At 73.5% G+C, this 12,845-nt stretch carries 13 protein-coding genes; 10 read left to right on the forward strand and 3 right to left on the reverse strand.

Features of this window, described 5'->3' with window-relative positions; genetic code table 11:
* Nucleotides 1–4 precede the first annotated feature (4 nt).
* From AB0878_RS24930 to AB0878_RS24955, 6 genes are all read left to right on the forward strand, one after another.
* Nucleotides 5–577: a CBS domain-containing protein gene (locus tag AB0878_RS24930; RefSeq protein ID WP_366582644.1), complete on the forward strand. Its 573-nt coding sequence runs from the start codon at nt 5–7 to the stop codon at nt 575–577.
* Between the two features lie 176 nt (nt 578–753).
* Nucleotides 754–1,647 carry a universal stress protein gene (locus AB0878_RS24935; protein WP_366582645.1) on the forward strand — a complete coding sequence of 298 codons (894 nt, stop codon included), beginning with the start codon at nt 754–756 and terminating at the stop codon, nt 1,645–1,647.
* A gap of 253 nt (nt 1,648–1,900) precedes the next feature.
* On the forward strand, nt 1,901–2,515 hold the full coding sequence (locus AB0878_RS24940; protein ID WP_366582646.1) for a CBS domain-containing protein: 615 nt from the start codon (nt 1,901–1,903) through the stop codon (nt 2,513–2,515).
* The gene (locus tag AB0878_RS24945) at nt 2,512–3,414 is read left to right on the forward strand and encodes a universal stress protein (RefSeq protein ID WP_366582647.1); all 903 of its coding nucleotides are present in this window, start codon (nt 2,512–2,514) and stop codon (nt 3,412–3,414) included. Before AB0878_RS24940 ends, AB0878_RS24945 begins: the two co-directional genes overlap by 4 nt.
* 197 nt (nt 3,415–3,611) lie before the next feature.
* On the forward strand, nt 3,612–5,276 hold the full coding sequence (locus AB0878_RS24950) for a GAF domain-containing protein (protein WP_366582648.1): 1,665 nt from the start codon (nt 3,612–3,614) through the stop codon (nt 5,274–5,276).
* A 114-nt stretch (nt 5,277–5,390) separates the two neighbouring features.
* Nucleotides 5,391–6,029 (forward strand): response regulator transcription factor, encoded by a 639-nt coding sequence (locus AB0878_RS24955; RefSeq protein ID WP_366582649.1) that lies wholly within the window; start codon nt 5,391–5,393, stop codon nt 6,027–6,029.
* A gap of 4 nt (nt 6,030–6,033) precedes the next feature.
* Here AB0878_RS24955 and AB0878_RS24960 read toward each other — a convergent pair whose 3' ends face one another.
* Nucleotides 6,034–7,020, reverse strand: a complete 987-nt coding sequence (locus AB0878_RS24960; RefSeq protein WP_366582650.1) for a hypothetical protein — start codon at nt 7,018–7,020, stop codon at nt 6,034–6,036.
* Nucleotides 7,021–7,162: 142 nt separating this feature from the next.
* Between AB0878_RS24960 and AB0878_RS24965 the strand changes: the two genes are divergently transcribed.
* The gene (locus tag AB0878_RS24965) at nt 7,163–8,893 is read left to right on the forward strand and encodes a GAF domain-containing sensor histidine kinase (RefSeq protein ID WP_366582651.1); all 1,731 of its coding nucleotides are present in this window, start codon (nt 7,163–7,165) and stop codon (nt 8,891–8,893) included.
* A 39-nt stretch (nt 8,894–8,932) separates the two neighbouring features.
* Here the strand turns inward: AB0878_RS24965 and AB0878_RS24970 are convergent, their stop codons facing one another.
* Entirely contained in the window at nt 8,933–9,412 is a 480-nt protein-coding gene (locus tag AB0878_RS24970; RefSeq protein ID WP_366582652.1) for a universal stress protein, read from the reverse strand.
* Between the two features lie 190 nt (nt 9,413–9,602).
* Between AB0878_RS24970 and AB0878_RS24975 the strand changes: the two genes are divergently transcribed.
* Entirely contained in the window at nt 9,603–10,580 is a 978-nt protein-coding gene (locus AB0878_RS24975; protein WP_366582653.1) for a nitroreductase, read from the forward strand.
* A 28-nt stretch (nt 10,581–10,608) separates the two neighbouring features.
* The gene (locus tag AB0878_RS24980) at nt 10,609–11,592 is read left to right on the forward strand and encodes a hypothetical protein (RefSeq protein WP_366582654.1); all 984 of its coding nucleotides are present in this window, start codon (nt 10,609–10,611) and stop codon (nt 11,590–11,592) included.
* 17 nt (nt 11,593–11,609) lie between these two features.
* Here the strand turns inward: AB0878_RS24980 and AB0878_RS24985 are convergent, their stop codons facing one another.
* The gene (locus AB0878_RS24985) at nt 11,610–12,032 is read right to left on the reverse strand and encodes a CBS domain-containing protein (protein WP_366582655.1); all 423 of its coding nucleotides are present in this window, start codon (nt 12,030–12,032) and stop codon (nt 11,610–11,612) included.
* A 213-nt stretch (nt 12,033–12,245) separates the two neighbouring features.
* Here AB0878_RS24985 and AB0878_RS24990 point away from each other — a divergent pair, with 213 nt between their 5' ends.
* Nucleotides 12,246–12,845, forward strand: coding sequence for a hypothetical protein (locus AB0878_RS24990; protein ID WP_366582656.1), 600 nt, complete (start codon nt 12,246–12,248; stop codon nt 12,843–12,845).

The following is a 12,845-nucleotide window of genomic DNA, read 5'->3' on the forward strand; positions in this document are numbered from 1 at the left end:
AGCCGTGCGCGCACGGGACATCATGACCCGGCCGGTGGTCGGGGTCGGGCCGGCGACGCCGGTGCGGGAGGCGATCGTGCTGCTCATGGAGCACCGCATCGCCGCGCTGCCCGTGGTCGACGAAGAAAACCGCGTCGTCGGTTCGTTCACGGAGGCCGACGCGCTCAGCGGGGTGCTGACCGGAGAACCGGTCGCGCCGGGCCGGCTCGTGGAATCCGTGATGACCAACGCAGTCGACGTCGTCGAGCTCGACACCGATGTCAGCGACATCGCCGCCCGCATGCTCGTCGACCGGCTGCGCAGCATCCCGGTCGTGGACGACGGTGGTCTGGCGGGGATGGTCAGCCGGTGCGATCTGCTGCGCGCGCTCGTGCGGCACGACGACGCCATCACCGCGCAGGTCCGCGGCTTGTTCAAGGACTACACGGGCCACCGCGACCGGTGGTCCGTCTCCGTCACCGAAGGTCTGGTGACTGTCCACGGCACGTTCGCCGACGAGGCCGAACGCCGGCTCGTCACCGCTCTCGCGAAAACGGTCGAGGGCGTCACGGCGGTGGAACTGGCCGGCGCGAGCTGACTCGCGAGGCCGCGGTCCGGGCCGCCGAACCTGATCTCGAGGAGGAGTGATGCACGCACGACGCGGCGACTGGCTCGTGGTGAGGGGAGCCCGGGTCGAAGCGGAGACGACCGCGCGTGGCGAAACGGACCTTGCGCGGTTCGAGCGGCCGCGGCAGCCGGACGGAGGTGCGCGCGGTGTCCCGGCCTGACGACCGGGTGGTGCTGGCCGGCGTGGACGGTTCGGCTTCGGCCCGGCATGCCGCGGTCTGGGCCGCCGAGGTGGCTGCGCGGCGGGGCGCGGTGCTGAGGCTCGTGCAGGCGTACGTGGTCCCGTCGCCGGGAGTCTCGGGAATGGCTGTGACCGCCGTCCGCGAAGGGTTCCGGTCGCGCGCCGAGTCGGGGGTGGCCGAGGCCGAGGGTGCTGTGCTGGCCGAGTGGCCGTCGCTGCGGATCGAGCGGGCGGTCGTGGAGGGCGGCCGGGTGGGCGTCCTGCTGCGAGAGTGCGCGAACGCGGAAGTGGCGGTGCTGGGCTCGCGCAGGCTGGGCGGGTTCACCGGGCTGCTGATCGGCTCGACCGCGGTCTCCCTCGCCGCCCACGCACCGTGCCCGGTCGTCGTGGTGCGCGGGCGCCGGCCGGACGACCCGCCGCCGAGCGCCGGCCCGGTGCTCGCCGGGCTCGACGGGTCTCCCGAAAGCAACGACGCCCTGGGTTACGCGTGCGAAGAAGCGGCGGCCCGCGGCACCACGCTCGTGGCGGTGCACACCTGGAACGAGATCACGCCGGAGGGACGGTTGCGGGCGGCGGCCACGCGTCCGGAGGACGTCGCCGCGGCCGAGCGACGGCGGGTTGCCGATCAGCTCGCGCCCTGGCGTGAAAAGTTCCCCGACCTCCCGATCGACGTCGTGGTGGTCCGGGGACGGCCGGTGCGGACCCTGCTGGAGCTCGGTGCGGACGCGCGGCTCGTCGTGGTGGGCAGCCGGGGCCGCGGCGGGTTCACCGGGATGATGCTGGGCTCCACCAGCCGAGCGCTGCTCGTGCACTCCGCGTGCCCGGTCGCGGTCGTCCGCCCGGGCGGCCAATCGTCGTGAACCTCCGCGGCCGGCGGCGGCCGGGTCACTCGCCGTGTCCTCGGGCCGCTGGGTTCGCGGTGATCGGGAGCCGCGCACCCGCGCGGCGGAAGCGTCCCTTGTGGACAGTCGTGCCGGCAACCGGCACGGCGCCCGGGCGACCGCGCCGGCGCGCAGCCGGTGACGTTGGTCCTTCGCGGTGGTGACTCCGGACCGGCGTGGCCGGCCCCGCCCGGTGGCTACTTTCGGTGTGACGAATGAAGAGGTGAACTCCATGCGCGCACGAGACCTGATGTCCGCGCCGGTGGTGACGGTGTCCCCGGCGGCGCCGGCCAAGGAAGCGGCCGAGGTGCTTTCCGAACATCGGTTCACCGCACTGCCGGTGGTCGACGACGACGAACGCCTCGTCGGCATCGTCACCGAAGCCGACCTGATCCGTGGGCGCCTCCCGGCCGACGCGCGGTCGGCCCATCTGCACCCGGAAACCCCGTCGGTGGCGGAGACTTCGGTCGAGCAGGTGATGACCACGCCGGTCACCGCGATGTCGTCGGGGACCGACATCGCCGAACTCTGCCAGGCCCTCGTCGACGCCAGGATCCGTGCGATGCCGATCGTCGACGGCAGCCGCCTGGTCGGGATCGTCACCCGGGGCGACGTGGTCCGCGTGCTCGCCCGGGCGGACAGCGCGATTTCCGCCGACGTGCGCCACCGGCTCGAGATCTACGGCGGCACCGACCGCTGGAAGGTCGAAGTCCACGACGGAATCGTGCGGATCGTCGACCGCTACGACGACCGGACCGACCGCCACGTCGCGACGCTGCTCGCCCTGGCCGTGCCGGGTGTCGTCGGAGCCGAGACGGTCGCGTCGGGAGAGGACCCGTGGTCATGACCACGCACAACAGCACCACCGTGGTGGTCGGCGTCGACGGTTCGGCCGGCGCGGACGAGGCGGTCCGCTGGGCCGCGCGGCTCGCGTCCGGGCGGGGGCTCGCGCTGGAACTCGTGAACTGCTTGCAGGGCGCCGCGCTCTACTACGGTGGCGGCCTGGCCGGGAGTGACGAGCTGTTCGAGCAGTTCCGGCAGGAAGGTGAGCGGCTGGTCTCGGCGGCTCGCGAGCTGGCCCTGTCCGTCGACGCGGCCCTCGCCGTGCGAACCGGCGTGCTCTTCGACGATTCCGCCCCCGCGTTGCTCGACCGGTCGAGGCGGGTTCGGCTGATCGTGGTCGGCCGCAGCGGCACCGGTGGCTTCGCCGGGATGCTCGTCGGCTCCACGGCCGCCACGGTGGCCGCGCACGCCGAGTGCCCGGTCGCGGTGGTCCGCGGGCGGCACGGCGACGGCCCGGTTCCGCTGGAGGGCCCGGTCGTGGCCGGCGTCGACTGCACCCCGAACAGCGAGGCCGCCGTCGCGGCGGCCTTCGAGGAAGCGGCGTTCCGCGGTGTGCCGCTCGTGGCCGTGCACGCGTGGAACGACGTCACGTACGACTCCGCGGACAGCACGGCCCGCCTGATGCCCCAGCCGGAATCGCTCGAGCCGACGGAGGAGCGGCTGCTGGCCCAGCGGCTGGCCGGCTGGCAGGAGAAGTTCCCCGACGTGGAGGTCCGCCGGGCGCTGGTCCGGGACCGGCCGCGGCACGCGCTGCTCGACGAGTCCGACCGGGCACAGCTGGTGGTGGTCGGCAGCCACGGCCGCGGCGGCTTCACGGGAATGCTGCTGGGCTCGACCGCCCAGGCACTGATCCACCACTCGTCCTGCCCCGTGCTCGTGGTCCGGCCGGAGCCGCGACGGTAACGGCTCTCCGCGGGCCGGTACGGGTGCACGTCAGCGGAAAACCCGTGGTCAACTCCCCGGCGGCCGTGCCGCCGGTGGCTTGACGGGTTCGCCCGGCTGCGGCGAAACTGAGGCGCTTCGCGGGTTTCGTCTGAAGTGCGCGCTGCCGACGTGCGGGAGTTGCGGTGAGCGAGGACGACGTAGCCGAGCCTGGCCGGTTGACGTTTCCCGACCAGCCGCGGCTGGAGCTGGACCAGCTGCTGGGCCAGCTGGTGGATCGCGCCCAAGAGGTGATCGGCACCCAGGGCCGGTTGCGGGGCCTGCTGCGAGCGACCCAGACGATCACGAGCGACCTCGCGCTTCCCACGCTCCTGCGGCGGATCGTCGACGCCGCGCGCGAGCTGATCGGCGCGCGGTACGCCGCACTCGGGGTGATCGGTGCCGACGGCCGGCTGCTGGAGTTCGTGCACGTCGGCATGGACGCGGGCACCGTCGCCGAGGTGGGGCACCTGCCCGAGGGCAAAGGCCTGCTCGGGGCCCTGATCGAGGACCCGCGGCCGATCCGGTTGACCCGGTTGCAGGAGGACCCCCGCTCCATCGGGTTCCCGGCGGCCCACCCGCAGATGGAGAGCTTCCTGGGCGTGCCGATCCGCGTGCGTGGCGCGGTGTTCGGCAACCTCTACCTCGCCGACCGACAACGCGGCCGGTTCACCGCCGAAGACGAGCAGCTCGCGCTGGCGCTCGCGGCCGCCGCGGGCAGCGCGATCGAAAACGCCCGCCTCTACGAGACCGCGCGCAGCCGGCAGGCCTGGCTGCGCGCCTCCGCCGAGATCGCCCGCGAGCTCCTGTCGTCGGATTCGGGAAGCCCCCTGGACCTGATCGCGAACCACACCCGGGAGCTCGCCGCCGCGGATCTCGTCACGATCATCCGGCCGACGGGGGAAACCGGTGCGCTGCGGGTCGACCGCGCGGTCGGCCTCGAAGCGGACCGCCTGGTCGGAGCGCACGTACCCGCGGAGACGACGCTGGCGGGAACGGTGATGGCGAGCGGGACGCCGATGACGGGTTCCTGGCCGGAACAGCGGGCTCGGCTGGCGGCCCGGCCGCTCGTCGAGCTGGACCTCGATGCGGTGCTCGTGGTGCCGCTGACCGCGGGTGGCCGGGTGACCGGCGTGCTGACCGCCGCCCGGCGGGCGGGGCGGCCGCTGTTCACCGAAGACGACCTCGCGATGGCGGCGGCGTTCGCCGACCAGGCCGCCGTGGCGATCGAGCTGGCGCGGGCCCGCGTCGAGCAGCAGCGCAACGCCCTGCACGACGAGCGCGACCGGATCGCCGCCGAGCTGCACGGCAATCTCGTCCAGCGGTTGTACGCGACCGGGCTGTCCTTGCAGAGCACGGTCGGCCTGGCGAAATCGAGGATCGTCGCCGCGCGGCTGCGGGACACGATCGCCGAGCTCGACGACATCATCGGCTACGTGCAGGCGACCGTGTTCCGGCTCGACGACGTCGCTCCGGGCCCGGAGGAACCGTTGCGTGACCACGTGCTGCGCGTTCTCGCCGAGGCGACTCCGGCACTCGGCTTCACCCCGGCCACGGAGTTCTCCGGCAAGTTCGACGCCTGTCCGCCCGAGGCCGTGATCCCCTTCCTCAAGGAGGCGCTGCGAGTGGTGGCCAGGGCCGGCGCGACGTCGGCCGATGTCACGCTCAGCGCGGAGCCTGACCGCTTGCTGGCCGTCGTGCGGTGCGCGGGCGCCGAGGACCTGGATCTGGCCGCCGGCCCCGAGCTGGACGCACTCGGCGGCCGGGCACGCGAACGCGGGGGCACGCTGGTCGTGGACCACGATCGGGGGCGGTCCCGGCTGTCCTGGTCCGTGCCCGCGTGAAAGGGACTTCCTGCCGGTGGCCGGGGACTTCCGTCATCGCCGCCGCGGCGCGCGCGGTCGTACGCTTCTCGTGGCCGCACGGGGCACCGCTGTGCCGGAGTGGGAGACAGTCGAATGCTGCGGGTTTTCCTGGTCGACGACCACGAGGTGGTCCGGCGCGGCGTCGCCGAGATGCTGGAGGACGACGAGGAGCTCACCGTCGTGGGTCAGGCCGGCAGTGTTTCGCAGGCGCTGGCCCGCATCCCGGCGCTGCGGCCGGACGTCGCGGTGCTGGACGTGCGCCTTCCCGACGGCAACGGCGTCGAGCTGGCGCGCGAGCTGCTGTCGAAGCTGCCCGGGCTGAAGTGCCTGATGCTCACGTCCTACACCGACGAACAGGCGATGCTCGACGCCGTGCTGGCCGGGGCGAGCGGTTACGTCATCAAGGACATCAAAGGGGTCGACCTGGTGTCGGCGGTGCGCGAGGTCGGTGCCGGCAAATCGCTGCTCGACGCGCACGCGGCCGCGGCGCTGATGACGAAGATCCGCGACACCGCGCAAAAGAAGGGGCCACTGGCCCAGCTGTCCGAACAGGAACGCACGTTGCTGGAGCTGATCGGCGAGGGACTGACGAACCGGCAGATCGCCGAGCGCATGTTCCTGGCGGAGAAGACGGTGAAAAACTACGTTTCGCGGCTCCTGACGAAGCTGGGCCTGGCGCGGCGCACCCAGGCCGCGGTGCTCGCGACGGAACTGCGTGGCCGGCGCGACTGAGCGCTCACGCGGTGAGCGACGAGCGTTCCCTGAGCACTTCGGCGAGAGCCCGCCGCGGGGTCCACGCGACCGGGGCGCCGTAGCCGATGCGCAGCACGATCTGCGGCCACAGCCCGTCGCCCAGCAGCTGCCGCAACCGGATCCGCGTCGCGGGGACCTGGACCGGCTGGGAGATGAACGAGGCGTCGAGGCCGTGGGCGGTCGCGGTCAGCAGCACCCGCTGCATCGCCTGCCCGGCCCGCAGCCGGTCGGCCTGCGAGTCGCCGAAGGACCCGATCACCACGACGAGCGGCGGCGCCGGAGCGGAAACCCGTTCGGCCGGGTCGCCGAAGTCGCGCAGCACCCAGCTGTCGTCGGCGGCCGGGGTTCCGCCGGCGGAGGAGGGCACGCCGTCCCGGGCCGTCCGGGCCCGTCCGGTCCAGCGCCGCCACTCGGCGCGGAACGCCGGGTCGCGCTCCTGGACGAGGTGGCTTTCGCTGACGAGTTCGCGCAGGCAGGCGAGCTGGTCGTCGTCGAGCCGGGGCAGCCACGCCTGCTCGGCCTCCGCGGCGCGGCGGAGCAGGCCGACGACCTCCGCCGGGACGGGGCCGCCGCTGAACGGTGTGCGGTTCGTGTGCCGCCGCGGGACGGCCTTGGCCAGCCTGACGAGCCGGTGGTCGAGCGCGACCGGGTTGCGCGGCCGCACGACCGCGAGCAGATCGGAGTCGTCGCGGCGGGGGAGCAGCACGGTGTCGGGGTGCACCCCGAGCGCGTGGATCGTGATCCGCAGGTTGAACAGCGCCGCGCCGCAGGAGAGCATGAGCTCGCGCCGGTCGGCGTCGGCGACCGGCAGCACCCGGTCGGCGTCCGCGTAGAGCTCGATGCCCGCGGCGCCGCTCGTGAAGAGCCAGGGCTGGGTGTTGTGAGTGGACGGAGCCAGCGTCGCGGCCCGCAGCGCCGAGACCACTTGGTCGGCGTCGAGCCGTCCGGCCGGCTCCACTCGGAGAGTCATCGGTCTCCCTTTGCCACGCGAAGCGGCAGACTGTTGGTGGAGAGTCGTCATGGCCAGCGTGGGCGCCCCGTCCTCCCGGACACAGGGGACAAAGTCACCAATCGCCCCGCGGTGGCGAGCCGGCGCGGAAGAGGGTGACGGGATGCCGGGCACGGAGGAAGGAGGAGGCGGCCGTCGGCTGTCGGGCACCTTGTCCCAGCTGCACCTGCGGGAGACCTTGCGCGACCTCCAGGAGCGCATCGAGGTGCTGATCGGCACCCGCGACAAGATGGACGGCCTGCTCGACGCCGTGCTGTCCGTCGCGTCCGGCCTCGAGCTCGACACCACGCTGCAGCGAATCGTGCGGGCGGCGGTCGAGCTGGGCGAGGCGCGGTACGGAGCGCTCGGCGTGCTCGGTGAAGACGACGGTCCGCTGGCCGAGTTCGTGTACCGGGGGATCGACGCGGAAACACACGCGCGGATCGGTGACCTACCGGAGGGTCACGGCCTGCTGGGCGTGGTCATCGACGACGCGAAACCGTTGCGGCTGGACGAGATCTCGGCCCATCCGGCGTCGGTGGGCTTCCCGGCGAACCACCCGCCGATGCACTCGTTCCTCGGTGTTCCGGTGCGCGTGCGCGACGAGGTCTTCGGCAACCTCTACCTGACCGAGAAACGCGGCGCGGCCGGATTCACCGACGACGACGAGGTCATCGTGCAGGCACTCGCCGCCGCGGCCGGGATCGCGATCGAGAACGCCCACCTCTACGAGCAGACGCGCCTGCGCCAGCAATGGCTGGGCGCGACCGGGGAGATCACCACCGAGCTGCTCGGCGGCACCGACCCGGTCGACGCGCTGGACCTCATCGCCGGGCGCGCACTCGAGCTGACCGGCTCGGACGCGACGATGCTCGTGCTGCCCGGGGCCGGCCGGCTGGATTCGGACGAGGACCCGGACACCGAGCCCGACGATCTCACGGTCACGGTGTGTGCGGGCGTGCGCGCGGACGAGCTCACCGGGCAGCGCATCGAAATCGCCGGCACCGTGCCCGGCTCGGTGTACCGCGACCGCACGCCCCGCCGCGTCGCCGAGCTCGCCCTCGACGGCCACCGGCGGTACGGCCCCGCACTGGTGGTCCCCCTGCGCGCCGGTGAGCGCACCTCCGGGGTGCTGATCGCGATGCGGGAGCCGGGCGCGCCGGCGTTCGGGACGGTGCAGCTGCCCGTCGTGGCGTCGTTCGCGGACCAGGCGGCGCTGGCGCTGCAGCTGGCCGCGCAGCAGCGCGCGGCCCGCGAGCTCGACGTGCTGTCCGATCGCGACCGCATCGCCCGGGACTTGCACGACCACGTCATCCAGCGGCTGTTCGCGGTCGGTCTCGCGATGAAGGGCACCCAGCGCCGGGCCCAGGACCCGGACCTGCGGCGCCGGCTGCAGGAAAGCGTCGACCAGATGCACGAGATCGTGCACGAGATCCGGACCGCGATCTTCGACCTGCACGGCGGGAGCGCCGGGGAGACCCGGCTGCGGCACCGGTTGCACGACGCGATCGCCGAGCTCACCGACGACGCTCCGCTGCACCCGACGATCAGCATGGCCGGCACGCTGGACACGGTTCCCCCGCTGCTGGCCGACCACGTCGAGGCGGTCGTGCGCGAGGCCGTGAGCAACGCCGTGCGCCACTCCGGCGCGGCGACGCTGACCGTGTCGGTGTCGGTGCGCGACGGCGAGATCAAGATCTCGGTGGCCGACGACGGAGCGGGCCTGCCGGCCGACATCGCGGCGAGCGGGCTCGCCAACCTGCGCGACCGCGCGGAGTCGGCCGGCGGCACGTTCACGCTCGACTCGCGTCCCGGCGGCGGCGTGCGGCTTCAGTGGACCGCGCCGTTGCGGTGATCCCGGCGCGTCTCGGCTGATCCCGGCGTGTCTCGGCGGTCAGGCGGACGTGGCCGCGGCCAGGCGGCGCGCGGCCCCGGGCGGGACGACCACGACCGGGCAGCGCGAATAGCGCACGCAGTCGCGCGAAACGCTGCCGAGCAGCAGTTCCCGTGTACGGCCGGCGCCGTGTGCGCCGACCACGAGCAGATCGGCTTCGGTGGACGCGGTGATCAGCTCCGTGGCCGGATCGCCCCGCGGGGTCGAGATCGTGACGTCCGCGGCGCCCGGGAACTGGGCGCGGATGCGCGCGATGTCGTCGTGCGGGGCGTACGCACCGGCGGCCCGGCGGCCGCGCGGCTGCGGCGCGAAAGACGAGCCCGGCAACAGGGTTTCCGCCGGCCGCACCAGCACGGCCCGCACGGAGTCACCGGGCTGGGCGGCGACGCCGAGCACCCAGCGCAGCGCCGCGTCGCTCTGCGGAGAGCCGTCGAAGCCGACGAGGATGAGGCGGCCGGAGGCCGGGTTCGCGGAACTCATCGCACACGCCTTTCCTCGGGTCACCGGTCGAGCGTGGTCTAGGGGGTCGGGCGGGGCTAGGGCACGAGGTCACCGGTACGGGCGAGGACGTCTGCCGTGGGCGCGGTGACTTTGGGCCCCATCGGCGGGATCGCGGGACGGCGAGCATGGGGTTCGCCGGAGTGACCGTCTCCGGGTACAGGAGTGGAACATGAGGACCTCGGCGCAGGCGACGGCGCTCGCTCCTTCCGAGATCGCGGTGCTCGCCCGGGCGATGAGCCGGGCCCCGTCCGTGCACAACACGCAACCGTGGCGCATGCGGGTCCGGCACAGCGACGTAGACCTGATCGAGCGCGCTTCCGTGGCGCTGCCGAGCCACGACCCGGAGGGCCGCGACCGCATGGTTTCCTGTGGCGCGGCGCTCGCGCACCTGCAGACGGCGGCTCGGGTGCTGTGCCGGGCGACCACCACGACCTACCCCGCCGGCGGTGCGGTCGTGGCCACGGTCCACGCCGAGCCGGGCTTCAGCCCCGACCACGCCGAGCTCGCGCGCTTCCACGCCATCGGGCGCCGGCGCAGCCACCGCCGCTGGTTCTCGGCCGAGCCGGTGTCCGAAGTGGACCAGAAGGCGGTGTCCGCGGCGGGCGGCGAGACGTGCGTGTGCGCCGTGGTGCCCCGGCATCTCGGCGAACTGGGTGCGATGCTGGGTTTCGCCACCCGGGCCTTCCGTGCCGACCCGGCCTACCAGCGAGAGCTGCGCGCGTGGACCGCGAGCACGTTCGGTTCCCACGCGTCGGGCGCCGAGGACGGAGTGCCCGAGGCGGCGCTCGGTTCCGAGTCGCTGCCCGCCGCGGGGCTGGTGCGCCGCGAAACGCCGGTGCCGGACGACGCCCGGCTCACCGCGCGGCTCGAAGCGGAGCACCTCCTGGTCTTCTGCACCGAGGGGGACAGCCGGCGCGAACACCTCGCCGCCGGCGCCGGGTGCGCCCGGACGTGGCTGGAAGCGACCGCGCGCGGACTCGCCGGGTCGGTCCTCACCCAGCCGCTGCACCTGTGCGGCTTCCGCGAGGTGCTCGCCGAGCGGCTGGCCCTGCCGGGACTGCCGCAGGTGATCTTCCGCTACGGGCACTCGCTGGCCCCTGCGCCGCCTTCGCCCCGCCGCCCCCTCGCCGACCTGCTCCCGGATTGACCCGGGCCGGCTCGCCCAGGAGACCACGATGACCACAGTGCTTTCCCCCGTCGTCGAACAGGCCCTGTCGGCCGCGGTCCGCGCGCCGTCACCGCACAACACCCAGCCGTGGCGGTTCGTGGTCGAGGGGCCCCGCATCGAAGTGTGGCTCGACCACGACCGCGTCCTGCCCGTCGCCGACCCGGATTCCCGCGAGGCCCGGCTCTCGTGCGGGGCGGCGGTGTACAACCTGGTGATCATGTTGCGGGCCAACGGATTCGACGCCGCGGTGCGGATCATCCCCGAACCCGACCGCCCGGACCTGCTCGCCGTCGTGCGGGTCGTCGGCGGCACGTGCCCGGCCTTGCCCGACCGGCGGCTCGTCGAGGCCGTCTGGCGCCGGCACACCAACCGCCGCCCGATGTCCGCGCACCCGGTGTCGCCGGTCGCCCGCGCGCGGCTCAAGTCCGCCGCGCTCGGTGAGGGTGGGGTGCTGGAGTTCCTCGACGCGTCGGGCCGGTACCCGAAGGTGACCGCGCTCGTCCGCCGGGCCGAGTCCGAACAATCGCTCGACGCCGAGTTCCGCGCCGAGACCGCCCGGTGGACGGGCCGTGAGCCCGACAGCCCGGACGGAGTGCCGACGATCGCCTTCGGCCCCCCGCCGGACGTGCCCGGGACGTCGCCGTTGCGTTCGTCGCACGAGAACCCGGCCATCGTGCCCCGCTCGTTCGAGCAGGATCCGGTGCTGGCCGCGGTGCTGACCCGCGACCACGGTGCGGCCGCCGAGGTGCGTGCCGGGCTGGTGCTGCAACGAGTCCTGCTGACCGCGACCGCGGAAGGCCTCGCCTCGTCGTTCGTGTCGCAGCCCTTCGAGGCGCCGGGCACCCGCGCACCGTTGCTCGACCTCTTCCGCGGCACCGGCCGGCCGCACACGCTGCTGCGGCTCGGCCACGGCCTGCCTTCGCGGATGACGGCGCGCCGTCCGGTGGCGGACGTGACGACCGTGCGCGCCCCCGACGTGCCCGCTCGCTGACCACCTGCCGCGATGTCCTATGAGGACGGTTCTCCGGCGGGCAGGACGCGCAGCAGGTCCTGGAACGTCACCATGCCCACCAGCAACCCGCTGTCGTCGACCACGGGCAGCGCGCGCACCCCGGCTTCGGTCATGCGGTGCGCCAGCGCGGTGGCGTCGAGGTCGGGGGTCGCGGTCGTGACACACGGGCGCATGACCGCGGACACGGTGCGATGGCCGGCGAGCAGGACACCCGTGTCGGGGTCCCCGGTGGCCGAGTCGCCGGGGAAGCCGGCCTGGACGAGGTCCGTTTCGCTGATCAGACCCACGAGCTTGGCCGAACGGGTGACTACAGGCAGGGTCGTGAAGCCCCATCGGGTCATCACGCGAGCGGCTTCGGAGAGCGAAGCGTCGAAAGTCACGCTGATCACCGGGGTCGTCATGACGTCACGCGTTCGCATCGCGGTTCTCCGTTCGGGCGCGTGGGTGTCTCGTCCGACCTTGACGCCCGCGGCCAGGACGGGCCAAGGGTCTTTGGTCCTCGGCCGGACACCGGCAGGGGTGCACGCCGGGGACCGGCGACCCGGCGATGCGGGCAGAAGGCCTCTTCGGGCCGGCCGGTGCGCGGCCCATGCTGAGCGGAAACCGGCCCGTCGAACGGAAAGGCGCGAGACATGATCCCCTCGGCGAACCGCTTGCCGCGGTGGTGGCACGTGCTCGTTCCCGCACGCGGTTCCGTCGCGCGGACTTCGGACCGGCTGCAGGCCGGACTGGTGCTCATGGTGCTTCTCGCGGCCCTGGCCGCGGTCCCGTTCTCGGCCGCCGCCGGCTCGTCGGTCTACGCTTCGCAGCAGGCGGTCTCGGCGCGGGAACTCGCCGACTACGCGCCGGTGACGGCGACTCTGCTCGCGGACGGTCCGCCGGTTTCCGTGAGTGGCCGCAGCGGCGCCGCCGGCAGCCCGGTGCCGACCGACGCGACCTGGCACTCCGCCGACGGCGTCCGGCACGTCGGGAAGGTGGATGCGATCGAAGGCTCCCACCGCGGCGATACCGTGCCGATCTGGGTGGATCGCGCCGGCGTCGTGGTCGACCCGCCGCTGAGCGCCGCCGCCGCCGTCGTGAACGCGGTCGCGGCCGCGGCCGGGCTGTTGTTCGCGGGGTGGCTCGGGCTGGCGCTGCTCTACGGGATCGCCGTCTTCGCACTGAACCGCCACCGCATGGGGAAGTGGCAGCAGGAGTGGTTCGCCATCGCGAGCAGGAAAACGCGCTCGTGA

This window comes from Amycolatopsis sp. NPDC047767 (assembly GCF_040704195.1).
GTDB lineage: Bacteria > Actinomycetota > Actinomycetes > Mycobacteriales > Pseudonocardiaceae > Amycolatopsis.

Bases quoted from the DNA above. Each gene is read 5' to 3' on its own strand.
- AB0878_RS24945 (WP_366582647.1), top strand. From the start codon at position 2,512: ATGACCACGCACAACAGCACCACCGTGGTGGTCGGCGTCGACGGTTCG.
- AB0878_RS24980 (WP_366582654.1), top strand. From the start codon at position 10,609: ATGACCACAGTGCTTTCCCCCGTCGTCGAACAGGCCCTGTCGGCCGCG.
- AB0878_RS24985 (WP_366582655.1), bottom strand. From the start codon at position 12,032: ATGCGAACGCGTGACGTCATGACGACCCCGGTGATCAGCGTGACTTTC.
- AB0878_RS24955 (WP_366582649.1), top strand. From the start codon at position 5,391: ATGCTGCGGGTTTTCCTGGTCGACGACCACGAGGTGGTCCGGCGCGGC.
- AB0878_RS24970 (WP_366582652.1), bottom strand. From the start codon at position 9,412: ATGAGTTCCGCGAACCCGGCCTCCGGCCGCCTCATCCTCGTCGGCTTC.
- AB0878_RS24965 (WP_366582651.1), top strand. From the start codon at position 7,163: ATGCCGGGCACGGAGGAAGGAGGAGGCGGCCGTCGGCTGTCGGGCACC.
- AB0878_RS24975 (WP_366582653.1), top strand. From the start codon at position 9,603: ATGAGGACCTCGGCGCAGGCGACGGCGCTCGCTCCTTCCGAGATCGCG.
- AB0878_RS24990 (WP_366582656.1), top strand. From the start codon at position 12,246: ATGATCCCCTCGGCGAACCGCTTGCCGCGGTGGTGGCACGTGCTCGTT.
- AB0878_RS24940 (WP_366582646.1), top strand. From the start codon at position 1,901: ATGCGCGCACGAGACCTGATGTCCGCGCCGGTGGTGACGGTGTCCCCG.
- AB0878_RS24960 (WP_366582650.1), bottom strand. From the start codon at position 7,020: ATGACTCTCCGAGTGGAGCCGGCCGGACGGCTCGACGCCGACCAAGTG.